The 24,225-nt window shown below is 67.0% G+C and carries 24 protein-coding genes; 15 read left to right on the forward strand and 9 right to left on the reverse strand.

Annotated features, from left to right (window positions below):
• Positions 1–2,952, reverse strand: a 2,952-nt coding sequence (locus tag EPO55_RS02365) for a glutamate synthase central domain-containing protein (protein ID WP_296334786.1), incomplete at its 3' end; no start/stop codon positions are given.
• Positions 2,953–3,105: 153 nt separating this feature from the next.
• Here EPO55_RS02365 and EPO55_RS02370 point away from each other — a divergent pair.
• From EPO55_RS02370 to EPO55_RS02405, 8 genes are all read left to right on the forward strand, one after another.
• Positions 3,106–3,390, forward strand: a complete 285-nt coding sequence (locus EPO55_RS02370) for a hypothetical protein (RefSeq protein WP_296334787.1) — start codon at positions 3,106–3,108, stop codon at positions 3,388–3,390.
• An 89-nt stretch (positions 3,391–3,479) separates the two neighbouring features.
• Entirely contained in the window at positions 3,480–4,535 is a 1,056-nt protein-coding gene (locus tag EPO55_RS02375; protein ID WP_296334788.1) for an ABC transporter ATP-binding protein, read from the forward strand.
• Positions 4,528–5,424: a sugar ABC transporter permease gene (locus tag EPO55_RS02380; protein WP_296334789.1), complete on the forward strand. Its 897-nt coding sequence runs from the start codon at positions 4,528–4,530 to the stop codon at positions 5,422–5,424. The genes EPO55_RS02375 and EPO55_RS02380 overlap by 8 nt, the downstream gene beginning before the upstream one ends.
• On the forward strand, positions 5,421–6,257 hold the full coding sequence (locus EPO55_RS02385; protein ID WP_296334790.1) for a carbohydrate ABC transporter permease: 837 nt from the start codon (positions 5,421–5,423) through the stop codon (positions 6,255–6,257). Before EPO55_RS02380 ends, EPO55_RS02385 begins: the two co-directional genes overlap by 4 nt.
• 55 nt (positions 6,258–6,312) lie before the next feature.
• On the forward strand, positions 6,313–7,572 hold the full coding sequence (locus EPO55_RS02390) for an ABC transporter substrate-binding protein (protein WP_296334791.1): 1,260 nt from the start codon (positions 6,313–6,315) through the stop codon (positions 7,570–7,572).
• 92 nt (positions 7,573–7,664) lie between these two features.
• The gene (locus EPO55_RS02395) at positions 7,665–8,453 is read left to right on the forward strand and encodes a phosphodiesterase (protein WP_296334792.1); all 789 of its coding nucleotides are present in this window, start codon (positions 7,665–7,667) and stop codon (positions 8,451–8,453) included.
• A 61-nt stretch (positions 8,454–8,514) separates the two neighbouring features.
• Positions 8,515–9,816 (forward strand): aromatic ring-hydroxylating dioxygenase subunit alpha, encoded by a 1,302-nt coding sequence (locus tag EPO55_RS02400; RefSeq protein WP_296334793.1) that lies wholly within the window; start codon positions 8,515–8,517, stop codon positions 9,814–9,816.
• Positions 9,817–9,829: 13 nt separating this feature from the next.
• A complete protein-coding gene (locus EPO55_RS02405; RefSeq protein ID WP_296334794.1) occupies positions 9,830–10,294 on the forward strand; it encodes an aromatic-ring-hydroxylating dioxygenase subunit beta in 465 nt (154 codons plus the stop codon).
• 20 nt (positions 10,295–10,314) lie between these two features.
• Here the strand turns inward: EPO55_RS02405 and EPO55_RS02410 are convergent, their stop codons facing one another.
• A complete protein-coding gene (locus EPO55_RS02410) occupies positions 10,315–10,722 on the reverse strand; it encodes a VOC family protein (RefSeq protein WP_296334795.1) in 408 nt (135 codons plus the stop codon).
• Between the two features lie 71 nt (positions 10,723–10,793).
• Between EPO55_RS02410 and hrpB the strand changes: the two genes are divergently transcribed.
• Positions 10,794–13,241, forward strand: coding sequence for an ATP-dependent helicase HrpB (gene hrpB / locus EPO55_RS02415; RefSeq protein ID WP_296334796.1), 2,448 nt, complete (start codon positions 10,794–10,796; stop codon positions 13,239–13,241).
• Between the two features lie 4 nt (positions 13,242–13,245).
• Here the strand turns inward: hrpB and EPO55_RS02420 are convergent, their stop codons facing one another.
• On the reverse strand, positions 13,246–13,479 hold the full coding sequence (locus EPO55_RS02420) for a DUF2798 domain-containing protein (RefSeq protein ID WP_296334797.1): 234 nt from the start codon (positions 13,477–13,479) through the stop codon (positions 13,246–13,248).
• A 62-nt stretch (positions 13,480–13,541) separates the two neighbouring features.
• Here EPO55_RS02420 and EPO55_RS02425 point away from each other — a divergent pair, with 62 nt between their 5' ends.
• From EPO55_RS02425 to EPO55_RS02445, 5 genes are read left to right on the forward strand one after another with little or no spacing between them, the layout of a single operon-like run.
• A complete protein-coding gene (locus tag EPO55_RS02425) occupies positions 13,542–14,999 on the forward strand; it encodes an amidase (protein ID WP_296334798.1) in 1,458 nt (485 codons plus the stop codon).
• Positions 15,000–15,025: 26 nt separating this feature from the next.
• Positions 15,026–15,553: an adenine phosphoribosyltransferase gene (locus tag EPO55_RS02430; protein ID WP_296334799.1), complete on the forward strand. Its 528-nt coding sequence runs from the start codon at positions 15,026–15,028 to the stop codon at positions 15,551–15,553.
• A 57-nt stretch (positions 15,554–15,610) separates the two neighbouring features.
• Entirely contained in the window at positions 15,611–16,702 is a 1,092-nt protein-coding gene (locus EPO55_RS02435; protein WP_296334800.1) for a M14 family metallopeptidase, read from the forward strand.
• A 10-nt stretch (positions 16,703–16,712) separates the two neighbouring features.
• The gene (locus EPO55_RS02440) at positions 16,713–18,524 is read left to right on the forward strand and encodes a cyclic nucleotide-binding and patatin-like phospholipase domain-containing protein (RefSeq protein ID WP_296334801.1); all 1,812 of its coding nucleotides are present in this window, start codon (positions 16,713–16,715) and stop codon (positions 18,522–18,524) included.
• Between the two features lie 23 nt (positions 18,525–18,547).
• The gene (locus EPO55_RS02445; protein ID WP_296334802.1) at positions 18,548–18,901 is read left to right on the forward strand and encodes a nuclear transport factor 2 family protein; all 354 of its coding nucleotides are present in this window, start codon (positions 18,548–18,550) and stop codon (positions 18,899–18,901) included.
• A gap of 3 nt (positions 18,902–18,904) precedes the next feature.
• On the opposite strand, the gene EPO55_RS02450 is transcribed toward EPO55_RS02445, so the two are convergent.
• Positions 18,905–19,315 carry a DUF2000 domain-containing protein gene (locus EPO55_RS02450; RefSeq protein ID WP_296334803.1) on the reverse strand — a complete coding sequence of 137 codons (411 nt, stop codon included), beginning with the start codon at positions 19,313–19,315 and terminating at the stop codon, positions 18,905–18,907.
• Positions 19,316–19,362: 47 nt separating this feature from the next.
• Here EPO55_RS02450 and EPO55_RS02455 point away from each other — a divergent pair, with 47 nt between their 5' ends.
• Positions 19,363–20,187, forward strand: a complete 825-nt coding sequence (locus EPO55_RS02455) for an AraC family transcriptional regulator (RefSeq protein WP_296334804.1) — start codon at positions 19,363–19,365, stop codon at positions 20,185–20,187.
• On the opposite strand, the gene EPO55_RS02460 is transcribed toward EPO55_RS02455, so the two are convergent.
• The 5 genes from EPO55_RS02460 to EPO55_RS02480 form a co-directional block, all read right to left on the reverse strand.
• Positions 20,184–21,410: an NAD(P)/FAD-dependent oxidoreductase gene (locus tag EPO55_RS02460; RefSeq protein WP_296334805.1), complete on the reverse strand. Its 1,227-nt coding sequence runs from the start codon at positions 21,408–21,410 to the stop codon at positions 20,184–20,186. The genes EPO55_RS02455 and EPO55_RS02460 overlap by 4 nt on opposite strands.
• Positions 21,407–22,231 carry an SDR family NAD(P)-dependent oxidoreductase gene (locus EPO55_RS02465; RefSeq protein WP_296334806.1) on the reverse strand — a complete coding sequence of 275 codons (825 nt, stop codon included), beginning with the start codon at positions 22,229–22,231 and terminating at the stop codon, positions 21,407–21,409. The genes EPO55_RS02460 and EPO55_RS02465 overlap by 4 nt, the downstream gene beginning before the upstream one ends.
• A gap of 20 nt (positions 22,232–22,251) precedes the next feature.
• Entirely contained in the window at positions 22,252–22,674 is a 423-nt protein-coding gene (locus EPO55_RS02470) for a MaoC family dehydratase (RefSeq protein WP_296334807.1), read from the reverse strand.
• 10 nt (positions 22,675–22,684) lie between these two features.
• Positions 22,685–23,146 carry a MaoC family dehydratase N-terminal domain-containing protein gene (locus EPO55_RS02475; protein ID WP_296334808.1) on the reverse strand — a complete coding sequence of 154 codons (462 nt, stop codon included), beginning with the start codon at positions 23,144–23,146 and terminating at the stop codon, positions 22,685–22,687.
• A gap of 80 nt (positions 23,147–23,226) precedes the next feature.
• Positions 23,227–24,225, reverse strand: a 999-nt coding sequence (locus EPO55_RS02480) for an acetyl-CoA acetyltransferase (protein ID WP_296334809.1), incomplete at its 5' end; no start/stop codon positions are given.

Raw genomic sequence — 24,225 nt, forward strand, 5'->3', positions numbered from 1 at the left:
CTTGTGGCCGGGCAGCTGGCCGCCCTCGCCGGGCTTGGCGCCCTGCGCCATCTTGATCTGCAGGTCGTCAGCATTGACGAGATATTCCGCCGTGACGCCGAAGCGGCCCGACGCCACCTGCTTGATGGCCGAGCGCATGGAATCGCCGTTGGGCAGCGGCTTGAAGCGGTCCGCTTCCTCGCCGCCCTCGCCGGTGTTCGATTTGCCACCGATCCGGTTCATGGCGATGGCAAGCGTGGTGTGCGCCTCGCGGCTGATCGAGCCGAAGCTCATGGCGCCGGTGGCGAAGCGCTTGACGATGGCGGCGGCGGGCTCGACCTCGTCGAGCGGGATCGCCTTGTCGGCCCACTTGAAGTCCATCAGGCCGCGGATGGTGAGCAGCCGTTCGCTCTGCTCGTTGATGGTGGCGGCGAAGGCCTTGTACTCGTCGGGCAGGTTGCCGCGCACGGCGTGCTGCAGCTTGGCCACGCTCTCCGGCGTCCAGGCATGGTCCTCGCCGCGCAGGCGGAAGGCATAGTCGCCGCCGGGATCGAGCATGGTGCGATAGATCGGGTTGTCGCCGTAGGCGTTGCGGTGGCGGCGTACCGTCTCCTCGGCGATCTCGTTCCAGCCCGCGCCCTCGATGGTGGTGGCGGTGCCGGTGAAATACTTCTCGACGAAACCGGAGTGCAGGCCGACCGCGTCGAAGATCTGGGCGCCGCAGTAGGACTGGTAGGTCGAGATGCCCATCTTCGACATGACCTTGAGCAGGCCCTTGCCGACCGCCTTGATGTAATTCTTCTGAACCTCGTAGGCTTTCTGCGGCAGGCCGTTCTGCACGCGCAACTGCTCCAGCGTCTCGAAGGCGAGATAGGGGTTGATCGCCTCGGCGCCGTAGCCCGCGAGGCAGCAGAAGTGATGGACCTCGCGCGCCTCGCCGGTCTCGATCACGAGGCCGGTCTGGGTGCGAAGCCCGCGGCGGATCAGGTAGTGGTGCACGGCCGCGGTCGCCAGCAGCGCCGGGATCGGCACCCGCTCGGCCGACACGGCGCGGTCCGACAGGATCAGGATGTTGCGGTCGGCCAGCACGCAGTCGGTCGCCTCGACGCAAATGCGGTCGAGCGCCTTCTCGAGGCCGGCGGCGCCCTCGGACGCGGGCCAGGTCGTATCGATGGTGGCGGTGCGGAAGGCGCCGTCGAGCAGTTCCTCGATCGAGCGGATCTTCTCCAGCTCGGCGTTGCTGAGCACGGGCTGGCTCACTTCCAGCCGCTTGTGCGTGCCGGCGTGGCGGCCGAGCAGGTTGGGCCTGGGGCCGATCATGGAGACCAGCGACATCACCAGCTCCTCGCGGATCGGGTCGATCGGCGGGTTGGTGACCTGGGCGAAGTTCTGCTTGAAGTAGTTGTAGAGGAGCTTGGGCTTCTTCGAGAGCACCGCGATCGGCGTGTCGGTGCCCATCGAACCGATCGGATCGTCGGGCTCCTTGCTCATCGGTTCGAGGAAGAAGTTGATGTCCTCCTGCGTGTAGCCGAAGGCCTGCTGGCGATCGAGCAGGGTCGTCGGATCATTGGACGGCGCCGGTACCGGCGGCTCGGAAAGTTCGCTGAGCTCTTCCAGCTTGTACTGCGTCTCCTTCAGCCATTCCTCGTAAGGCTCGGCTTCGGCCAAGGTGCGCTTCAGCTCCTCGTCCTCGACGATGCGGCCCTGCTCCAGGTCGATCAGCAGCATCTTGCCGGGCTGCAGGCGCCACTTGCGCACGATGCTCCCGTCGGCGATCGGCAGCACCCCGGATTCGGAGGCCATCACGACCTTGTCGTCGTCGGTGACGATGAAGCGCGCCGGACGCAGCCCGTTGCGATCCAGGGTGGCGCCGATCTGGCGGCCGTCGGTGAAGGCGATGCAGGCAGGCCCGTCCCACGGTTCCATCAGGGCGGCGTGATATTCGTAGAAGGCCTTGCGCTTGGCATCCATCAGCGGATTGCCGGCCCACGCCTCGGGAATCAGCATCATCATGGCGTGGCTCAGCGAGTAGCCGCCGGCGACCAGCAGCTCGAGCGCGTTGTCGACGCAGGCGGTATCGGACTGGCCGTGCGGGATGATCGGCCACATCTTGTCGAGATCGGCACCGATCAGGTCCGACTCCATCGTGCGGCGACGCGCATACATCCAGTTGACGTTGCCGCGCACCGTGTTGATCTCGCCGTTGTGCGCAATGAAGCGGTAGGGATGCGCCAGCTTCCACGACGGGAAGGTGTTGGTCGAGAAGCGCTGGTGCACGAGGCAGAGCGCCGACTCGCAAAGCGGATTGCGCAGGTCGGCGTAGAAACTCTCGACCTGCGGCGCCAGCAGCAGGCCCTTGTAGACCACCGTGCGCGACGAGAAGGACGGCATGTAGAGCTGGGCGAGGCCCGGCAGCTTGTGCTTCTTCTCGAGGTCGGTAAGCGGGTTCTGGGTCTGCTTGCGGATCGCCAGGATCTTGCGCTCGAAGGCGTCCTGGTCGGCGAGCTTGGGCCCGCGGCCGACGATCGCCATCTTGATGACCGGCATCTTCTCGATGACCGACTTGCCGAGCCCGGTGAGGTCGGTCGGCACGTCGCGCCAGCCGACCAGTTTCTGGCCCTCGACCTTGACGAAATGCTCCAGCCGCTTGACGGCGAACTTGCGCGCCGCTTCGTCCTGCGGAAGGAAGCACATGGCGACCGCGTAGTGGCCGGGTGGCGGCAGGTCGACAGCGGTCTTGCGCGCCCAGTCGCGCAGCAGCGCGTCGGGGGTCTGGATCATGCAGCCCGCGCCGTCGCCCATCAGCGGGTCGGCGCCGACGGCGCCGCGATGGTCGAGATTGACCAGGATCTGAAGGCCCTGGCGCACGATGTCATGGGACTTCCGGCCCTTGATATCGGCCACGAAGCCGACGCCGCACGAGTCGTGCTCGTTGCGCGGGTCGTACAGTCCCTGTTTCTCGGGCAATCCCATCAACTCTGTCCTGCTGGCGACTCGGGCGCGGCATCCCCCCGGATGCGTCCGTTCCGGCATTATTAGCCGGGTTGCGGGGCCGGGTGAAAGCAATTGTTGCGGCGCAAAAGGCCCTGTAACTTGGTCGCAGTCGTCCTCGAAGGTGTGAAAGAGATGTCCGTCCGGTCCATTCGTCGCCTGTCGGCTTTCGCCGCGCTTCTGTCGGTCGCTGCCGCCCTGGCCGCCTGTGGCGGAAAGGGCGCGAGCGAAGCCTATACCGGACCGGGTTGGTACCTGGAGAAGCCCTACCTGCTCGTGGTCGCCGGGCCGAGGGTCTTCGCCGGGCCGTTTTCGTACGACAAGTGCGAGGAAGAGCGCGCCAAGATCGGCGGCGACGCTGCCACCCAGATGCTCTGCGTCCAGCACGTCGGCAAGCCCACCAAGCACGGTCTCTACTAGGTACAGGTTCAACTGGCGAAACAGGCGCCGCATAGCGGCTGTAACCTAAATCGGCTAAGCCAGAGCCCGGGTCGGGGAGTGATCGGGGCGTGGCCGCAATATCCTTTGATAACGTGCGCAAGAGTTTTGGCGCCGTCGAAGTCCTTAAGGACGTCTCGCTCGATATCGCCGACGGCGAATTCCTGACGCTGCTCGGCCCCTCGGGCTGCGGCAAGTCCACCCTGCTCCGGATCGTGGCCGGCCTCGAGCGCAACGACTCGGGCTCGATCACCATCGGCACCCGCCGCGTCGATGCCCTGCCTGCCCGCGACCGCGACATCGCCATGGTGTTCCAGAGCTACGCGCTCTATCCGCACATGACGGTGGCAGAGAACATCGGCCTGCCGCTCACCATGCGGCGCATGAACGCCTGGCAGCGACTGCCGGGGCTGGGCCTGCTCCTGCCCGGCACGCGGGCGGCACGGAAAAGCGTCGCCAAGGACGTGGCCGAGGCGGCCGATGCGCTGGACATCGGTCCGCTGCTGCAGCGCAAGCCGTCGCAACTCTCGGGCGGCCAGAAGCAGCGCGTGGCGCTGGGCCGCGCCATGGTCCGCCATCCCGCCGCCTTCCTGCTCGACGAGCCGCTCAGCAACCTCGACGCCAAGCTGCGCGTGCAGATGCGCGCCGAACTGACCGAACTGCAGCGGCGCCTCGGCGCCACGATGATCTACGTGACGCACGACCAGTCCGAGGCCATGACCATGTCGGACCGCGTTGCCGTCATGCTGGCGGGCTCGCTGCAGCAGGTGGCGCCGCCCCGGCAGCTCTATGACGATCCCGAGACGCTCCAGGTCGCCGAGTTCGTCGGCAGCCCCAAGATCAACGTGTTGTCGGTAGCGGGCGGCTTCCACGCTGTGCGTCCCGAGGCGATGGAGGTTGTGGCCGCTGACGCCGCCGGCGCCATCGTGGGCCGCATCCGCCTGGTCGAGCATCTCGGCTCCGAGAGTCTGGTGCATGTCGAGGTGCCGGGCCACGAGCTGCCGCTGATCGCGCGGCTCGAGGCCATGAACGCGCGCGATCCCAGGCGCGGCGAGGCGGTCGGGCTGCGGCCCCTGCCCGGCCGCGTGCTCAAGTTCGATTCGTCCGGGAGGCGGATCCGTGATTGACGCGAGCCCCGCCGACAATCCCGGGGAACGTCGCGCCGCCTACGCGCTGATCTCGCCGGCGTGGGTGATGTTCGTGGTGTTGCTGGCCGGCCCCTCGCTTGCCGTCGTCGTGCTGTCACTCACCGACTGGCAGCTCGGCGCGCCGACAATGAACTTCATCGGCTTCGGCAACTACGAGCAGCTCTTCGCCGACCGCGTGTTCTGGAAATCGTTCGGCAACACCTTTGTCTATTGCCTGGTCGTGGTGCCTGGCTCGGTGTTCCTGGGCCTTGGCCTCGCGTTGCTGATCGAGGGCGCCGCCTTCGGCCGCGCCTTCTACCGCGCCGCCTATTTCCTGCCCGTCACCTCGACCCTGATCGCCATGGCGGTGGTCTGGGAGTTCATGCTGCATCCCAGTGTCGGGCTGATCAACATCGTGCTCGAGCAGGTCGGCATCAAGGGCGGCGACTGGCTGAAGAACCCCAGCCGCGCGCTGTTCACCCTGGCGGGCATCGGCATCTGGCAGTCGGCCGGACTCAACATGGTGCTGTTCATGGCCGGCCTGAAGGCGATCCCGCCCGACCTCTACGAGGCGGCGGAGATCGACGGAGCTTCCTCGGTGTGGGAACGCTTCCGCTGCGTCACCTGGCCGATGCTGGGACCGGCCACGCTGTTCGTCACCGTGGTGTCGGGCATCCGATCGTTCCAGGTCTTCGACACCGTCGAGGTGCTGACCAAGGGTGGGCCGAACAAGGCGACCGAGGTGCTGCTCTATACGATGTACACCGAGGCCTTCAATTTCTTCCGCACCGGCTATGGCGCCGCCATCACCGTGGTGTTCCTGGTCGTCGTCCTGGCACTCACCCTGCTGCAGGTGAAAGCCGGCGAGAAGAGGACCCACTATTCATGACCCGGCGCGGGACTCTTCTTGGGCATGTGCTGCGCCACGCCGTCCTGCTCGCCGGGCTGGTGATCATGCTGGCGCCGTTCGTCTGGATGGTGTCGACGTCACTGAAGCCGCCCAACGAGATCTTCTCGACCAAGCTCAGCCTGCTGCCGACCAACTGGGCGGCGGCCGAGAACTACCGCGACGCTTTCACCAAGGTGCCGCTGCTGCGTTACCTGCTGAACGGTGTGATCGTAACGGGCGGCATCTTCCTGCTGCAGCTCCTCGTCTCGCTGCCCTGCGCCTACGCCCTCGCCAAGCTGCGCTTCAAGGGTCGCGACATCCTGTTCACCATGGTGCTGATCGGCCTGATGATCCCGGCCCAGGCGCCGGCCATCCCACGCTATGTCATGCTCTACCAGATCGGCCTGCTCGACACCTACGCCGCCCTGATCCTGCCCTTCGTCTTCTCCGCCTTCGGCATCTTCCTGATGCGGCAGTTCTTCAGGACAGTGCCCGACGACCTGATGCACGCCGCCCGCCTCGACGGGCTGGGCGAATTCGAGATCCTGTGGCGAATCATGCTGCCGCAGGCGATGCCCGCCATGCTGGCCTTCGGGGTGATCTCGATCGTGACCCACTGGAACGATTTCTTCTGGCCGCTGATCGTGATTCAGACAGGAGACCTCGCCACGCCGCCTCTCGGCACGCTATTCTTCCGCAACGAGGAGGCGGGCAGCGACTTCGGACCTTTGATGGCCGGCACAGTCGTGATCACCGCGCCGCTGATCCTTCTCTTCCTGGCCGCGCAACGGCGCTTCATCGAAGGAGTTACGCTCAGCGGCATGAAGGGTTGAAAGAAAACGGCAACAAAGCCGTGTGATTGAGGGAACGTCTCAGGAGGGACAGAAAATGCGCAAGCTTCTAGGAATGGCGGCACTTGCCGCCGCGTTCGTCGCGGGCCCCGCGACGGCACAGACCGAAATCGTCGTGCAGTACCCGATCCCCGACATCTTCAAGGAGGTGCACGAGGAGGTCGCCAAGCAGTTCATGGCGGCGAACCCGACCATCAAGGTCAAGTTCCTGCAGCCGACCAAGGAATACGAGGACGCCACCCAGCAGGTGCTGCGCAACGCCGTCACGGGCCAATTGCCCGACGTCACCTACCAGGGCCTCAACCGCCAACGCATCCTGGCCGACCGCAACATCGCCCAGCCGCTCGACGGCCTGATCGCCGCCGAGAAGGATTGGGCGAGCAAGGGCTACGACGGCGCACTGCTGACGCTCGGCCAGGTCAAGGGCAAGCAGTACGGCATGGGCTTCTCGCTCTCCACGCCGATCATCTACTTCAACGCCGATCTGGTGAAGAAGGCCGGCGGCGATCCCGACAACTTCCCCAAGACCTGGGAAGGCATCTTTGCGCTCGCCAAGAAGATCAATGACCCGGCCAACAAGATCGCCGGCTTCCACTTCGACTGGGACATCACCGGCAACTGGATGTGGCAGGCGCTGGTCTTCTCCAACGGCGGCACCATGCTGACGCCGGACGAGAAGAAGGTGGCGTTCGACGGACCGGCCGGCCAGAAGGCGATCAATACACTCCGCTTGATGATGACCGACGGCGGCATGCGTGACGTGAGCCAGGCCACGGCGCTGCAGGACTTCGTCTCGGGGCGCCTCGGCATCTGGGCGCATTCGACCTCTCGGCTGGGTGGCGTCACCAAGCAGAGCCAGGGCGTGTTCCCGCTCCGCACCGCCACCTTCCCGCTGGGCGCCGGCGCCGAGTCGCGCCTGCCCGCCGGCGGCAACGTCGCCATGATGCTGGCCAAGGATCCGGCCAAGCAGAAGGCGGCGTGGGAATACATCAAGTTCGCCACCGGCCCGGTCGGCGCCACCGTCATGGTCAAGGGCACCGGCTACTTCCCGGCCAATGCGCTCCCCGCCAAGGACCCGAAGATGCTGGGCGATTTCTATGCCCAGAACCCCAACCACCGCGTCGCCATCGGCCAGCTCCCGAGCATGACCGCCTGGTACGCCTTCCCCGGCGAGAACGGTCTCAAGATCACCGACGTGATCAAGGACCATCTCCAGAGCGTCGTGAACGGCAGCGGCAAGCCCGACGAGGTCCTGAAGAAGATGGCGGCGGACACGCAGGCACTTCTGCCGAAGTAACGAATATTGTCACCCCGAGCGGAGCGAGGGGCCTTTGGGCCACACGAAAGGTCCCTCGCTCCGCTCGGGATGACACTTGTACCGTAGGAACCATGCAAAAGTTCATTCACATCACCGACACCCATTTCGTGCCGCCGGGCAACCTGCTCTACGGCCTGAACCCGATCGATCGCCTCGCGCTCTGCGTCGCCGACGTGAACCGCAACCACGCCGATGCCGCCTTCGCCATCCTGACGGGCGACCTCGCCCACAAGGGCGAGCCGGAGGCCTACGCGGCACTTAAGCGCGAGCTCGACAAGCTGGTGATCCCCTACCACCTGCTGGTCGGCAATCACGACGATCGCGCCAATTTCGCCGCGACCTTTCCACAGGCCAAGTTCGATGAGAACGGCTTCGTTCAATACACGCTGGAGATGGGCGAAGGCGTGACCGGCGTCTGCCTCGACACCAACGAGCCCGGCAAGCCGTGGGGTACCTTCTGCGAAACGCGCGCGGCCTGGCTCAAGGCCACGCTCGACAAGCTCGGGACCGCGCCAGTGATCATCTTCATCCACCATCCCCCCTTCAAGGTGCGGATCCGGCGTATGGACGACATCTCGCTGCTGGAACCGAAGCATCTGATCGCGGCCCTCGAAGGCCGGACCAACATCCGCCACATGTTCTTCGGTCATCTGCACCGGCCGATCGCCGGCGCCTGGCGCGGCATCCCGATCTCGACCTTGCGCGCCACCAGCCACCAGGTCGCCCTCGACTTCGTCATCGAGGGTCGTATCCCCGGCAGCCATGAACCGCCGGCCTATGGCGTCTGCCTGCTCGAGGAGGACCAGATGATCGTGCACATGCACGACTATCTCGACCGGACACACACCTTCCTGCTGTAGGACGGCCGCCGAAATGGGCTAACATGGCGGGCGAAACGAGCGATCAGCGGGAGGATCCGTCATGGACATCCGACACGACGCGTCTGTTCACGAGCCCGCCACCACGCCTCATGGCCAAACCCCGCGTGGCCAAACTCCTCACGGGCCATGGCCCGAGGACTCGCTCGCCCGCGTCCCCTACTGGGTCTATCAGGACCTCGACAACTACACCCGGGAGCAGCGCCGTATCTTCGAGGGCGCGACCTGGAACTTCGTCTGCCTGGAAACCGACATTCCCGAAAAGGGCGACTACCGCACCAACCAGATCGGCGGCATGCCGGTCATCGTGGTCCGCGCCGCCGACGGTGCGATCAACTGCTTCGAGAACCGCTGCGCCCACCGTGGCGCCCTGATCGCCTTCGACGACGGCGGCAACGTCCAGAACAACTTCAAGTGCATCTATCATGCCTGGAGTTACGACCTCGCCGGCAACCTCCGCGGCATCGCCTTCGAGCGCGGCATCAACGGCGCCGGCGGCATGTCCAAGGACTTCAAGCGCGAGACACACAGTCCGCGCAAGCTGCGCACGACCTCGCTGTGCGGCCTGGTATTCGCCACCCTCTCCGATGACACGCCGCCGATCGAGGAATATCTCGGCACCGAGATCACGGGCCGCGTGCGCCGCGTGCTCAACCGCCCGATCCGGATCATGGGTCGCTTCACCCAACCCCTGCCCAACAACTGGAAGCTCTACGTCGAGAACGTGAAGGACACCTATCACGCGAGCCTGCTGCATCTCTTCTTCGCGACGTTCCGCATCACGCGCCTGACCCAGGCCGGCGGCGTGCTGGTCAGCCCCGACGGCGGCCACCATGCGAGCTACACCATCGGCAGCGAGGATGCGCCGGGAGCTGCGGCCTTTCGCGAGAAGGACCTCAGGTCCGAACGCGACGACTACAAGCTCGCCGATCCCAGCATGCTCGACCCGGTCGACGAGTTCGGCGACCGCATCCAGCTCCAGATGCTGACGATCTTCCCCAGCGTCGTGCTGCAGCAGGTCCACAACTGCCTCGCCGTGCGCCAGGTGGTGCCCAAGGGAACCGACGGCATGGAACTGCGCTGGACCTATTTCGGCTTCGCCGACGACACGGCGGAAATGAACAAGCGGCGGCTGAAGCAGCAGAACCTCGTGGGGCCCGCCGGTCTGGTATCGATGGAGGATGGCTGCGTCGGCGGCTTCGTGCAGCGCGGCATCGCCGAGGCCGGCGACAAGATCTCCGTCGTCGAGATGGGCGGCGACACCGCCGAAAGCCAGCCAACACGGGCCACCGAATCCGCGGTGCGCGGCTTCTGGCAGGCCTATCGCCGTCACATGGGCTACTAGGAAGACGATCAGGATGGACATCCCGCGCCTGGTCGAGTTGAACGCCGCCTACGCCCGCACCATCGACAACGAGCAGTTCGAGAAATGGCCCGAACTGTTCACCGATCCCTGCCTCTACAAGGTGACCACGGCCGAGAACGTCGCCAAGGGCTACGAAGCCGGCATCATCTACGCCGATTCACGGGCCATGCTGCAGGACCGCGTGTCGGCGCTGCGCAAGGCCAACATCTACGAGCGCCAGCGCTACCGCCATATCGTCGGCCTGCCGGTGGTGCTGGGCCAGGAGGGCGGCGCGGCCGCCGCCGAGACGCCGTTCCTGATCGTGCGCATCATGGGTGACGGGGCGATGGCGCTGTTCGCCACGGGTTGCTACCGCGACAAGGTCGTGGCCGACGGGGCGGGCGCCCTCCGGTTCGCCGAGCGCATCGTGGTGTGCGACGGCGCCCGCTTCGACACGCTGGTCGCCATCCCGCTCTGACGCGGCGAGGCTATCCGCGCCTATTTGTAGGACGAAATCTCGATGAGGCTGCCGTCGGGATCGCGGCAATAGACCGACACGATCGTCCCCATCGCACCGCGCTTCTCCGTCGGCCCCTCCTCGATCGCGACGCCGCAGGCGCGCAGATGGTCGGCCACTTCCTGCGGTGGAGACTTGGTCAGGAAACAGAGGTCGTCGCTGCCGGGCGCCACCTGCTTGCCCGTGAACCATTCCTGCTGGGTTGCCGAGATCGGCCTGAGATTGATCTTCTGCCGCCCGAACTTGACGGTCGTCCGTCTGGACTTGCCCGGCCCGGGCTGCCAGTCCTCGCGCGTCATCCCGAGCACGCGCTGGTACCACGCGGCCGCGACGTCGACGTCGCCGACGTTGATGACGATATGGTCGATTGCGTCAACGACAACAGCCATGGCTAAAACCTCGTCATTTCGGCACGGGGGAGAGGCATATAATGCCAAGGCCGGCTATAAGCGCCACCACAATGGACTCCCTTCCCGTCGACGAGGCCCTGCCGCGCCTGATCGAGGCGCTGGCGGCGCGTAATGCCGCCGTGCTGGTCGCCCCGCCGGGCGCCGGCAAGACGACGCGCGTGCCGCTGGCGCTGCTCGACGCGCCGTGGCTCGGAGGCCGCCGGATCGTCATGCAGGAGCCGCGGCGGCTCGCCGCCCGCGCTGCCGCGCGGCGCATGGCGGCAACGCTGGGCGAGGCGGTGGGTGAGACCGTGGGCTATCGCGTGCGGTTCGACAGCAAGGTCGGTCCGCGCACGCGCATCGAGGTCGTGACCGACGGCCTCTTCCTGCGGATGCTGCAGGACGATCCGTCGCTGGACGGCATCGGCTGCGTGATCTTCGACGAATTGCACGAGCGCGGCCTGGAAACCGACCTGTCGTTCGCCCTGGTGCGCGAGGCGCAGACGGCGCTGCGCGAGGACCTGCGCGTCGTGGCCATGTCGGCGACGCTCGATCCCGGGCCGGTCGCGGAACGGCTGGGCGGCGCTGCCGTGATCGAAAGCGCCGGGCGCATGTTCCCGGTCGAGACGCGCCACCTCGACCGCGAGGCGGCGGGCCGGATCGAGGACACGACGGCCGCCGCGATCCGCCGCGCGCTGGCCGAGGAGAGCGGCAGCACACTGGTGTTCCTGCCCGGCGTCGGCGAGATCCGCCGGGTCGAGGAGCGGCTGAAAGGCCTCGACCCCGCGATCGACATCGCGCCGCTCTACGGCGATCTCTCGCCGACCGAACAGGACCGCGCCATCGCCCCCTCAGCCCCGGGCCGGCGCAAGGTGGTGCTGGCGACCTCGATCGCCGAGACCAGCCTCACCATCGAGGGCGTGCGGATCGTGATCGACTCGGGGTTCATGCGGGTGCCGCGCTTCTCGCCACGCTCCGGCATGACGCGGCTGGAGACGGTGCGCGTCAGCCAGGCCTCGGCCGACCAGCGCCGCGGCCGCGCCGGCCGGCTCGAGCCCGGTGTGTGTTACCGGCTGTGGACGCCGGAAGCCGAACGCGGGTTGCTGCCCTTCGCGCCGCCGGAAATCCTCGATGCTGACCTGGCACCGCTGGCGCTGGAACTGGCGGCCTGGGGTGTTAGCGACGCCGCCTGCTTGCCTTGGCTGACGCCACCGCCAACCGCATCGCTCGTCACGGCACGGGCGCTGCTGATTGACTTGGGTGCCATCGACGAGGCTGGCGCGATCACGCCGCACGGCCGCGCCATGGCGCGACTCGGGCAGCATCCACGCCTCGCGCATCTGGTGCTCAAAGGCCGCGAGCTGGGCCAAGGTAAGGTGGCGGCCCTGCTGGTGGCGATCCTGGGCGAACGCGACTTCCTGCGCCTGCCGCCGGGGCAGCGCGACGTCGATCTGCGCCACAGGGTCGACATCGCCCTGTCGGGGAAAGCGCCGCGACAGATCCTCGAGGCGGCGCGTCGGCTGACCCAGGGCAAGGACTCCGACAGTTCCATGACTGGCGCCCTTCTGGCGCTGGCCTATCCCGACCGCATCGGCCGTCGCCGTGCCGCGACGGCGGGACGCTACCTGCTGTCAGGCGGCCGGGGCGCTGCCTTGCCGGACGGCGATCCGATGGCCAACGAGGAGTTTCTGGTCGTGGCCGATCTCGACGGCTCGGCCCAGGACTCGCGCATCTTCCTGGCCGCCCCCGTCACCGCCGCCGAGATCGAAGAGCTCTATGCCGGGCGCATCGTGGCGGAGGAGATCGTACGCTGGAGCCCGCGCGACGGCGCCGTGCTGGCCCGCCGGCGGCGGCGCCTGGGCGCGCTGCTGCTGGAGGACAAGGTGCTGCCGAAGCCCGACGCCGAAGCGCTGAAGGCCGCCATGTTCGATGGCATTCGTCAGCTTGGCCTCGGCGTGCTGCCGTGGAGCGCCGATCTGGCCAAGTGGCGGGAGCGCGTGGCCTTCATGCGCCTCCACGACGGGAGCTGGCCCGACCTTTCTGACCCCAATCTGCTGGCCTCTCTCGAAGGGTGGCTGGGCCCGTTCCTCGACGGCGTATCGCGCCGCGATCACCTGGTACGCGTCGATCTCGCCGCGGCGCTGAAAGCCCTGGTCCCGTGGGACCGGCAGCGCGAGTTCGATCGGCTGGTGCCCACCCACATCGAGGTGCCGAGCGGCAGCCACGTGCCGGTCGACTACACCAACCCGGCGGAGCCGACGCTGTCGGTGCGCCTGCAGGAGATGTTTGGCTTGAGCGACACGCCGCGGATCGCGGGCGGGCGGGTGGCGCTCACCGTTCACCTGCTGTCGCCGGCGCGGCGACCGGTGCAGGTGACGCGCGATCTCGCGAGCTTCTGGGCCACCGGCTACAAGTCCGTGAAGGCCGAGCTGAAGGGGCGCTATCCGCGCCACTACTGGCCGGACGACCCGCTGGTCGCCGAGCCGACGGCGCGGGTACGCCACCCGCGCCCGCGCTGATCGCCTATTTCTGCTCGATGACGCGGCCCAGCAGGCGCCGCATCACCGGCATCAGGAACAGCATTATCGGGAAGGCCATGAGCCAGGATGCGGTCCACGACTCCATCCAGCTCGACAGCATACCGTCGGCAAACCCGATAGCCCGGATGGTAGCCACGCCGGAGACGAAGAACGTCATGACTAGCGTGAGCGCAAGCGGCAGCGCGAAATGCATCGTGCGGGCGGGGAGTTTCTTCACGGCGGCCGGCACAATATGGTACGGGCTATGGACGCGTCCATCGCCGGAACGGAAATCCTCCCATGTCGCTTGCCCTGCCCTTCCAGACCGCCAAGCAGCTCGCCGCCGCGGTCCGAAAGAAGAAGATCGGCTGCCTCGAACTGCTCGACCTCTATCTGAAGCGGGTCGAGGCCTATAATCCCGAACTCAACGCCATCGTCGCCACCGACATCGAGGGCGCGCGCAAGCGGGCCAAGGCGGCGGACAAGGTGGTAAAGGCCGGCAAAAAGCTGGGGCCGCTGCATGGCGTGCCGATGACCATCAAGGAATCCTTCGATGTTGCCGGTTACCCCACGACCTGGGGCGACCCGGCCTTCAAGGATGCCACCGTCAAGACTGACTCGCTGGTCGCCCGACGCATGCGCAAGGCCGGCGTCACGCTGTTCGGCAAGACCAACATCCCGCTGAACCTGGCCGACTGGCAGAGCTACAACGAGGTCTACGGCTCGACCAACAATCCGTGGGATCTCGGCCGCACACCCGGCGGCTCGTCGGGCGGCTCGGGCGCGGCGCTGGCCGCGGGCCTCACCGGCATCGAGGCCGGCAGCGACATCGGCTCCTCGATCCGCAACCCCGCACATTACTGCGGCGTGTACGGCCACAAGCCGACCTGGGGCGTCGTCTGCCCCAAGGGCCACGCGCTTGCCGGCAACGTCGCCTACGGCGACATCGGCGTCGTCGGGCCTCTGGCGCGTGGCGCGGCGGACCTCGAGATCGCCATGGACGTCATGGCCGGGCCCGACGCGATCGACGGCCGGGGCTGGAAGCTCAACCTGCCGCGCTCCAAAAAGAAGAAGTTGCGCGACTTCAAGGTCGCCGTACTGCTGTCCGATCCCAATGCCGAGGTCGACCATTCGGTGCAGGCCGAGATCCAGAAGCTTGCTGACTTTCTCGCCCGCAAGAAGACCAGGGTGAGCGACAAGGCGCGGCCGGCCATCGACACCGCCGAAATGAACGATGTCTTCATCCGGATGCTGCGCGCGGCGACCTCGGCCAGGATGACCGACGCGGTGTACGAGCAGGCGCTGGCCGACGCCAAGAGCCTGCCGGCCTCCGACATGAGCTATTTCGCCCAGATGCAGCGCGGCAACTCGCTCCCACACCGCACCTGGCTGCAGCTCAATGAAAAGCGCCACCGCATGCGGCTGGCGTGGGATGCCTTCTTCGAGGACTACGATCTGATGCTGTGTCCGGTCGCCGTGACGGCAGCCTTCCCGCACGACCAGAAGGGCCTGCGCCATCTCAGGACCATCGTGGTCAACAACAAGAAAGTACCGGTGGTCGACCAGATCTTCTGGGCCGGCTACGCGGGCCTCACCTACCTGCCGGCGTCGGCGGCGCCGATCGGCCAGACGGCGGAGGGCCTGCCGATCGGCGTGCAGATCATCGGCCCTCAGTATGGCGACTACGATTGCATTCAGTTCGCCAAGCTGCTGGAGAAGGAATACCGCAGCTTCGAGCCGCCCCCGGCCTACGGCTGAGACCAGGAAGACGCCAGGAAAGACGCATGACCAAGGACATCGATCTCAAGAAGCACATCCGCTCGATCCCGGATTTTCCCAAGCCCGGCATCCTGTTCTACGACATCTCGACCCTGCTGGCGCACGCCAAGGCCTGGCACGCCACCATCGAGCGGATGGCCGACGTGCTCAGGCCCTACAAGCCCGACGTGCTGGCCGGCATCGAATCGCGCGGCTTCCTGCTGGCGGCGCCGCTGGCGCTGGCGCTCGGCACCGGCTTCGTGATGATGCGCAAGCAGGGCAAGCTGCCCGGCACGACGATCCGTCACACCTACGCGCTGGAGTACGGCACCGACACGATCGAGATCCAGAACGATGCGATCAGGAAGGGCGCGCGCGTGGTGCTGGTCGACGACCTGCTGGCCACCGGCGGCACCCTGGCGGCGGCGGTGACGCTGCTGGAGCAGGTCGGCGGCGTGGTGCCGGCGGCGGCCTGCGTGATCGAGCTCACCTTCCTCGAGGGCCGCAAGAGGCTCAAGGTGCCGGTGGAGACGCTGCTCAAGTACGATAGCTAGGAGCTGCCGCTTCCCGCCCCACCGCCAAACCGGCTACGATGGCGGCGGGAGGAATAAATGACGTCAGTTCCAGAGTGCTTTTCCGAGAGCTACGCCGACGCGCGCCCCAAATTCTGCGCCGCGGCGGCACAGGCGGGAGGAGCCCTGCGCTCCTGGCTCAATCCCAAGGCGCGCGGGCCCAACGGTGAAGCCCTCTATCTCGACACGGCGCGGTTCGGGCCGGCGGACGCCTCCAACATGCTGGTCCTGATCGCCGGGACGCACGGTGTCGAAGGACACTGCGGCTCCGGCGCCGAGATCGCCTGGCTGCGGACAGGCGGCCCCGCCAGGCTTCCCAAGGACACCGGCGCGCTGGTCATCCACGCCATCAACCCTTACGGCTTCGCCTGGACCCGCCGGGTGACCGAAGACAACGTCGACCTCAACCGCAATTTCATCGATCACGACAAGGCCTATCCGGCGAACGATGGCTATCTCGCCCTGGCCGCGGCGATCCTGCCCGACACCTGGAACGAGGCCAGCACGGCCGCGACTGAGGCAGTGTTCGCTGCCTATGCCCAGAAGCACGGCGCCTTCGGGCTGCAGGGCGCGATCAGCGCCGGCCAGTACAGCCATCCCGATGGCGTCTTCTTCGGCGGCAACGCACCGACCTGGAGCAACCGCACCATCCGTGCCATTGCCCGGGAGGAACTGTCGCGCGCGCGCCGCGTCGGCATCATCGACTTCCACACCGGCCTCGGCCCGTTCGGTCACGGCGAGCTGATCTGCGCGGTGTCGCCCGCGGCAAAGTCCTTCGCCCGCTCCAAGGCGTGGTACGGCAACGAGATGACCTCGCCGGAGAGCGGCACCTCGACCTCGGCGGTGGTGGTGGGCTGCATGACGGATGCCTTCCCGCAGGAACTGCCCGACGCCGAGGTGACGTCGATCGCACTGGAATACGGCACCTATTCCGTACCCGAGGTGCTGGGGGCGGTGCGCGCCGACAACTGGCTGCACCAGCGCGGCGATCTCGGCTCGGCACTGGGCCGCTCTCTCAAGGCCGACATGAAGGAGCGTTTCTTTCCATCGGGCGACAAATGGCGGGAGATGGTGTGGACCCGCGCCGACCAGACCATCGGTTGGGCGCTAAAAGGCCTCACCGGACCATGAGGAGCCACGGGTGAGCATCGTCGCGCCCAGCGAGGACTCTTCCCGACTGCGGCTTCGCCGGGCATTGCAGCATGCCCCGTTGTTCGCCGAACTCGACACCAAGAGCCTGATGGCGGTCGAGCGCGAACTGGCGCTCCTCGTTCTGCCGGGAGGCACACCGCTGTTCCGCCAGGGCGAGGCGGCCGACGCCGTTTACCTGGTGGCGAGCGGCTGTCTCGGCGTGTTCCGACACCAGGAAGACGAAGTCGATGAGCCGATCCTGATCGCCGAAATCACGCCGGGCAACATCGTCGGCGAGATGTCCCTGCTGTCCGAAAGCGAGCGCACCCGCAGCGTCGCCGCATTGCGCGACAGCGAGGTCTGGCGGCTGTCCCGGACCAACTTCGACTCCCTGACGGCGCGGCATCACGAGGTGTTGCCGACGCTCATGCGCTACGTCGCGGCGCGCAACGCCGCCCCGCTGGGCAAGCGCCGGCGCCAACCGCGGACCTTCGCCATCCTGCCGGCCGGTCCCGGCGTGCCAGCGGCGCGTTTCGCGGTGCTGCTGGCGGGCGCCCTGGGCCGGATCGGCAACCAGGTCCAGATGCTGGGCTCCGACTCGCTGGACGAGGAACCGGAATGGTTCGCCCGCTGCGAGATGGACTCGTCCTTCGTCCTCTATCGTGCCGACCCGACGCTCACGCCATGGACCGAGCTCTGCCTGCGGCAGGCCGACTGCCTGGTGGTCGTGCGCGATGCCGACTCCGGCCTGCCGACCAGGCTGCCCTTCGAGATCGAGGCGGCGCGGTCCGGTGCGGTGTTCCACCGTCGCCGCGAACTGGTACTGCTGCACGAAGGTCACGATCCCGCGCCGGGCTCGACGACGGCCGCGCTGGCGGGCGGGCTCTACGGCCAGCACCATCACGTCCGCCTCGACGTACATTCCGACATCGACCGGCTGGGGCGGCTCCTGACCGGCCACGCCGTCGGCCTGGTGATGGCGGGCGGCGGCGCCCGGGCCTTCACCCATATCGGGGTCGTCAAGGCGATGCGCGCGTCGGGCGTGCCGATCGACCTGATCGGCGGCACCAGCATGGGCGCCATCGTGGCCGCCGGCGTGGCGGCGCGCTGGGCCGACGAGGAACTCGTGAGCCGTTTCCGGCGGTCATTCGTCGATACCAATCCGCTCAGCGACTACACGATCCCCGCCATATCGCTGTTCGCCGGGCGTCGCGTCGGGCGCCTGCTGCGCACCGCGTTCGACGAGCGCGACATCGAAGACCTGATCCTGCCGTTTTTCTGCGTCACCGCCAATCTCACGACCTCCAGTGCCGACGTCCACACCGTCGGCCGGTTGTGGCGCTGGTTGCGCGCCAGCGTGTCGATCCCCGGCGTCCTGCCGCCCTTCAACCAGGCGGGCGAAGTCCATGTCGATGGCGGCGTCATCGACAATTTCCCGGTCCGCGCCATGCGCCGCCTGGGCCGTGGCGTCACCATCGGCGTCGACATCGACACCGGTGGCGCGCTGGCGGCTGGCGCCGGTGTCATGGAGCCGTGGTCGGCGTGGGAATTTTTCCGGCGCCTGATCTGGCGACGCGACGAGACGCTGCCGATCCCCTCGATAGTGCGCATCCTGCTGCGCTCCGCCCTGGTCGCCAGCACCGAGCGGGCGCAGCAGGATCGTGCAGCTGCCGACCTGCTGATCGTGCCGCCGATGAGCCACATCGACCTGCTCGACTGGACGAGCTTCGATGCCGCCGTCGAGGTCGGCTACCGCACGACGATGGAGTGCCTCGAGAAAGCCCGTGCCGCGCCGGCCGGAGCCCGCCTCTTCCTGGCCTGAGCGATGACACGAAGGAAAGCGCCATGAACGACCTCGCCGTCCTGGCCGAGCTCAACCGAAACTACATCCGCTCCGTCGACGAAGCCGACGTGCGCTGGTTCGACGCGCACCTGGCCCACGATTTCCACAACACCAGTCCCGACGGCACCCTGATCGATCGTGCTGCCTTCCTGGCGCAGATCGGACGCGGCTCGCCCGTCACCGACATCCGCGAGCACGACGTGAAGATCCGGTTGCTGGGCGACTTCGCCATCATCCATGCCCGCACGACCTACAAGAAGCCCGACGGCACGCCGGGCGCAGGCCGCTATACCGACGACTGGCAGCGGCGCCCGGAAGGCTGGCGCTGCGTGTCGGCCCACGTCAGCCGCTTCTGAGACCTAGGACAGGAACTTGAGCCCGTTCACGATCTTGTCGATCGTCTTGCGCGGCCCGTGGACACCGATGCCCACGAAATCCAGAGCATCGGCGGGCGCCGCGGCCACGGCGGCGCGGTTGTCGGCATCGTTGGTGGTGGCGAACATCGGCTCGATATAGATCGCTGGCACCAGTTCGCGCGACAACGCGCGCTGGTGCGTGCGCCTCAACTCCTCGAGCGTGGCGCCATAGACGAACACCGGCTCGCGAATCAGCGGCGTATAGGACTTACCACCGCCATCGCGATAGGGCTCACCCACGATGTGCGGGTGGGCGCCGGCGAGGCCGCCGGCCAGGAAGGCCGCGACATTGGCCGCCTGCCAGCCGGCAAGGTCTCGGCGCAGGACGAGGATCGTCTTGGTATCATAGATCATGCCTCCCATATGAGGCATCCTGGGCCAACCGTCTTGAAGGTTTGTGCATGACCGCGCCGGACCAGATCCGCTTCGACGAACCGCACGCCGGCCTGCAGCGCCTGGCGGCGCATTTCGGCGGTCACGCCTACGACCTGCATCGCCACGAAACCTACGCTGTCGGGCTGACACTCCGCGGCGTGCAGGCCTTCCACTATCGCGGTGCGCAAACGGCGAGCCGGGCCGGACAGGTCATGGTGCTTCACCCCGACGAGGCGCACGATGGTCATGCTGGCGTGGCTGATGGCTTTGCCTATCGCATGCTCTATGTCGACCCGAGCGCGATCTCGGTGGCGCTCGGCGATGTGCCACCACCCTTCGTGCCTGACGCCGTCGCCGACGATCCTGTCCTCACAGCCGTCCTGCACGAGGCTTTCGCCGATTTTCCGCACACCCTGGAGCCGCTGACCGTCGATGCCGTCGTTGGGCGACTGGCCGAAGGTCTGGCCGCGCGCGCCGACTCCGCCTGGCGTTCGCCCCGTGGCGCGACAGCCGGCCACGCCGTCGCCCTTCGCGGCGTCACGCGGGCCCGGGAGTTCCTCGTGGCCGAAGCGCCGCGGACGATCGCGTCGGAAGAACTGGAAAGCGTGAGCGGTCTCGACCGCTTCGCGCTCGCCCGGCATTTCCGTGCCGCCTTCGGCACCTCGCCGCATCGCTTCCAGGTCGGACGGCGGCTCGGCCGGGCCAGGACAATGATCGCCGGGGGAACGCCGCTGTCGGAAGTCGCTGCCGCGACAGGCTTCGCCGACCAGAGCCATCTCACACGGCAGTTCTCGGCACGCTTCGGCCTGACGCCGGGCCGCTGGGCGACGCTGTCGCGCGCCAGCGCCTAGGAGTCGAGGGGGTACTGGCCTTCGGCGTCGAGCCCAGCTGTCGACAGCCAACCGCGACGCAGGCCGGCAAGCGTGGTCGTCATCATCGGGCACAGTACAGGGGCAAAGCAGGCGGCGCCCATCAGCGCGTCACGCGCCAGCCCAAGCAGTGGCTGGTTTGACTGGTAAAACGGCGTCAGCAGATGGCTGGCCTGGCGATAGAAGCGAACGGAAGGCCCGCGCCAGCGCGCGAACAGACGAAGCGCTGCAGCAAGGTCGTCGCCGGTGGCCAGCGCCCACGACAAGGCATGGGCGTCGAGCAACCCGAGATTGGCGCCCTGGCCAAGTTGGGGACTGGTGCCGTGGGCGGCATCGCCGATGAACAACACCGGCCCTTCGTTCCAGCGTGGCAGGCTGACGTGCCGGTAGGTGGCGCGAGCGAAGTCACGGGCTTCGGCCGCCTGCTCGACCAGCACCGCCGCCTCCGGCCAGAGGGTCATCGCTTCACTCCGCCACGCCTCGATATCGATCGGCTGGCCGGGATCGAGTGCCGCAGCCGGCAGACTCCAGAACAGGGTGACCAGCCCCTGCCCCACCGGAAGCAACCCCATCATGACCGTGGTGCCATGGACGCGCTGCTGCAGCATGCCGGGGGCCGTGGCGAAGCTCCTGTGGTCGGAGACGGTCGCCCAGATGCAACCCCAGGGATAGAGCGGCGCCCGCGCCCGGGGCATGAGCCGCTCGCGCAGGCGCGAATGTGCGCCGTCGGCGACCACGACGAGATCGAACGGGCCGTGCCGCCCACCCGCCTTGTCGACCATTGTCGCACGTGCGCCGTCGCGCGCGATGTCGACGATCTCGGCGTCGGTAATCACGGTGGCAGTCGATTGCCGCAACCTGTCGTGCAACAGGCCGAACAGGGCGCCGCGATGGATTCCGAGCCCGTAGGCCGCCGGATGCAGGTCGGCGTAGGCAAGATCGAGGACGACGTAGTTGAGATGGTTCAGACCCAGCAAGCCGTCGATCCGGGCGCCCAGGCGCTCGACCTGCGGGCCGAGCCCGAGATGGCGCAGCACGGCAAGGCCGGTCGGCTGCAGCAGCAGGCCGGCCCCGGAAGGCCTGGCTTCAGCGAAGCGCTCGAAGACGGTGACGCGGTGTCCGGCATCGGCGAGAAGTGTCGCGGCCGCCTGGCCGGCGACACCACACCCGACGACGCCAACCTTGAGCGTTCCGACTGGGGTCAAAGGCCGCCGTTGACCACCAGGCACTGGCCGCTGACATAGTCGCTGTCGGGACTGCAGAAGAGATAGACCGAACCCGCAGCCTCTTCCGGCAGGCCACCGCGGCCGAGCGGGATCATCTGGTTCATGGCGGCGATGCGGCCGCCCTGGACGCCGACCTTGACCTTGCGGCCCTGGACCTCGATCTCGCCGGCCTCGCCCTGGGAAAGCGGCTGCGTGAGGCGCGTCTGGATGTAGCCGAAGGCGACGGCATTCACCGTGACGTCGTAGCGGCCGAACTCCTTGGCCAGCGTCTTGGTGAGGCCGACGATACCGGCCTTGCCGGCGGAGTAGTTCGACTGGCCGGCATTGCCGTTGACGCCGGAGGTCGAGGAGATGTTCACGACCTTGCGCACGATGCGCTTGCCCGCCGCCCGCTCCTTTTCCACGGCGTCGCGGAAATGGATCTGGAAGGCGCGCAGGATGCGGAACGGCGCCGTCAGGTGAACGTCGAGGATGGCGTACCATTGCTCGTCGCTCATCTTCTGGATGACGCTGTCCCACGTGTAGCCGGCGTTGTTGACCACGACGTGGCAGTCACCGAAGGCGTCGACCGCGGTCTTGACGATGCGGTCGCCGAAGTCAGGCTTGGCGACGTCGCCGTTGCAGGCCACCGCCTTGCCGCCCATCTTGATAATCTCGGCCACGGTCTCCTTGGCTGGTGCGTCGTCGATGTCGTTGATCACCACCTTGGCGCCATCGCGCACCAGGCGCAGAGCGATCTCTTTGCCGATGCCGCGGCCCGAGCCGGTGACGATCGCCACCTTGCCATCCATCTGACCCATCTGATTCTCCTGAAGCGTGTTTAGACGGCCGCCACGGTGGCGTGGCCCTGCAGCGTGTCCTGGCCGTTCTGGTTGGTGCACTTGATCTCGAGGTCGATCAGCTTCTCGCCGTTCTCCTCACGCTTGCCCGTGACCTTGCCGCTGACGGTGATGACGTCGCCGACCCAGGTGATCGAGGTGAAGCGCGTGCCGAGCTTGCGCACCCTGTTGTTGGGGGCGTAGCCGGTCACGAGCCGGCCGAGGAAGGCCATCGACAGCATGCCGTGCGCGAACACGTCCTTGAAACCGAACTTCTTGGCGAAGTCGAGATCGACGTGGATCGGATTGTGATCGCCCGAGCCGCCGCAGTAGAGCGCGAGCTGGTGGCGGCTGACCGGCGGCAGCACGAGCGGCTTGAGCTCTTCTCCGACCTTGACCTGATCGAACTTGGGAACCGATGTCATCTTTCCCTCCTCACTTCTTCGCAGCATCTGGGTTGCGCACGACGGTGACGCCCTTGCCCTTGGCCACCAGCTTGCCCGTCTGGTCCTTCATCTCCATCTCCTGGACGACGAACCAGAGCGCGCCGCCCTTCTTGTCGTAGATGTCGACCACCTTCTCCTGGCAGGTGACCTTGTCGCCGACCACGACGGGCGCGAAATACTCGAAGTGCTGCTCGCCGTGCAGGATCAGCCCGATGTCGACGTTGAGCAGGCGGAGCAGCCCGCCCTTGTTGGGATCGTCCGCCTGCAGCGCCCGCAGGAAGGTGAGCGGCGCGGTGATGCCGCGATAGCCCGCAGACTTGGCCGCCGCCTCGTCGGTGTAAATCGGATCTTCCTCGCCGATGGCCTTGCAGAACAGCCGGATCTTGCCGGCCTCGACGGTGGTGGTGAATGGCTTGAACGTATGGCCGATAAGCTTCTTGTCGAGCTCCATGGCAGCTCCTCCCGAACTGATGCAAAGAAAAGCCCTCTCCCCGACCGCGCGTGCCGGAGAGAGGGCCCTGTCGTTGGTGATTACTCGTAGCGTCCGACGATGGCCACACTCGCGATGTTCTCACGCGGCGAGCCGCCCAGATTGTGAGTCATGCCGATGCGCGGATTCTTGAGTTGGCGGGGACCGGCCTTGCCCTGGATCTGCAGGTACATTTCGTAGAGCATGCGCAGGCCCGAGGCACCGATCGGATGGCCGAAGCATTTCAGGCCGCCGTCGATCTGGCAGGGAATCTTGCCGTCGGCGTCGTAGAAGCCGTCGAGCACGTCCCGCCAGCCCTTGCCGGGTTGGGAGATGTGCAGGTCTTCCATGGTCACCAGCTCGGTGACCGAGAAGCAGTCGTGGACCTCGAACATCGACACTTCATCGCGCGCGCTCTTGATGCCGGCTTCTTCATAGGCCTTCTTCGAGGCGATGCGCGTGGTGTGGAAGTAGCTGCCATCCCACGAATTGTGGCCCGACTCGGAGCCGTTCGAGACCGAGAGCTGCAGCGCCTTGACGCTGACGATGTCGTGCTTGCCGAGCGACTTGGCGATCTCGGGCGTCGTCACGATCGCCGCCGCCGCGCCGTCCGACACGCCGCAACAGTCGAACAGGCCTAAGGGCGAGGCGATCATCGGCGCGTTCAGGATGGTGTCCATCTCGACGGCCTTCTGCAGATGGGCCTTCGGATTCTTGGCGCCGTTCTGGTGGCTCTTCCACGAGACATGGCCGATCGCCTTCTTGAGGTCCTCGCCGCTCACGCCATGCGCCGTCATGTAGGCGGTGGCGAGCTGGGCGAAGTTGCCCGGCGCCGTGCCGTTGGCGTTCCACAGGGCCTGCAGCGGGCCGCCGCGGCCGCCGGGAAGGCCGCCGTAGCCGGTGTCCTTCAGCTTCTCGACGCCCAGCGCCAGGGCAAAATCAGCCGCGCCGGAGGCCACGGCATAGCAGGCGCCACGGAAGGCCTCGGTGCCCGAGGCGCACATGTTCTCGACATGCGTCACCGGGATGTTGGGCAGGCGCAGCGTCATGCTGAGCGGGAT

This window comes from Reyranella sp. (genome assembly GCF_004296935.1).
Taxonomy (GTDB): Bacteria; Pseudomonadota; Alphaproteobacteria; order Reyranellales; family Reyranellaceae; genus Reyranella.

Coding starts and splice junctions, on each gene's coding strand:
- EPO55_RS02450 (WP_296334803.1), bottom strand. CDS start 19,315: ATGATCTATGATACCAAGACGATCCTCGTCCTGCGCCGAGACCTTGCC.
- EPO55_RS02435 (WP_296334800.1), top strand. CDS start 15,611: ATGACGTCAGTTCCAGAGTGCTTTTCCGAGAGCTACGCCGACGCGCGC.
- EPO55_RS02400 (WP_296334793.1), top strand. CDS start 8,515: ATGGACATCCGACACGACGCGTCTGTTCACGAGCCCGCCACCACGCCT.
- EPO55_RS02385 (WP_296334790.1), top strand. CDS start 5,421: ATGACCCGGCGCGGGACTCTTCTTGGGCATGTGCTGCGCCACGCCGTC.
- EPO55_RS02425 (WP_296334798.1), top strand. CDS start 13,542: ATGTCGCTTGCCCTGCCCTTCCAGACCGCCAAGCAGCTCGCCGCCGCG.
- EPO55_RS02410 (WP_296334795.1), bottom strand. CDS start 10,722: ATGGCTGTTGTCGTTGACGCAATCGACCATATCGTCATCAACGTCGGC.
- EPO55_RS02395 (WP_296334792.1), top strand. CDS start 7,665: ATGCAAAAGTTCATTCACATCACCGACACCCATTTCGTGCCGCCGGGC.
- EPO55_RS02445 (WP_296334802.1), top strand. CDS start 18,548: ATGAACGACCTCGCCGTCCTGGCCGAGCTCAACCGAAACTACATCCGC.
- EPO55_RS02465 (WP_296334806.1), bottom strand. CDS start 22,231: ATGGGTCAGATGGATGGCAAGGTGGCGATCGTCACCGGCTCGGGCCGC.
- EPO55_RS02455 (WP_296334804.1), top strand. CDS start 19,363: ATGACCGCGCCGGACCAGATCCGCTTCGACGAACCGCACGCCGGCCTG.
- EPO55_RS02370 (WP_296334787.1), top strand. CDS start 3,106: ATGTCCGTCCGGTCCATTCGTCGCCTGTCGGCTTTCGCCGCGCTTCTG.
- EPO55_RS02430 (WP_296334799.1), top strand. CDS start 15,026: ATGACCAAGGACATCGATCTCAAGAAGCACATCCGCTCGATCCCGGAT.
- hrpB (WP_296334796.1), top strand. CDS start 10,794: ATGGACTCCCTTCCCGTCGACGAGGCCCTGCCGCGCCTGATCGAGGCG.
- EPO55_RS02405 (WP_296334794.1), top strand. CDS start 9,830: ATGGACATCCCGCGCCTGGTCGAGTTGAACGCCGCCTACGCCCGCACC.
- EPO55_RS02390 (WP_296334791.1), top strand. CDS start 6,313: ATGCGCAAGCTTCTAGGAATGGCGGCACTTGCCGCCGCGTTCGTCGCG.
- EPO55_RS02470 (WP_296334807.1), bottom strand. CDS start 22,674: ATGACATCGGTTCCCAAGTTCGATCAGGTCAAGGTCGGAGAAGAGCTC.
- EPO55_RS02475 (WP_296334808.1), bottom strand. CDS start 23,146: ATGGAGCTCGACAAGAAGCTTATCGGCCATACGTTCAAGCCATTCACC.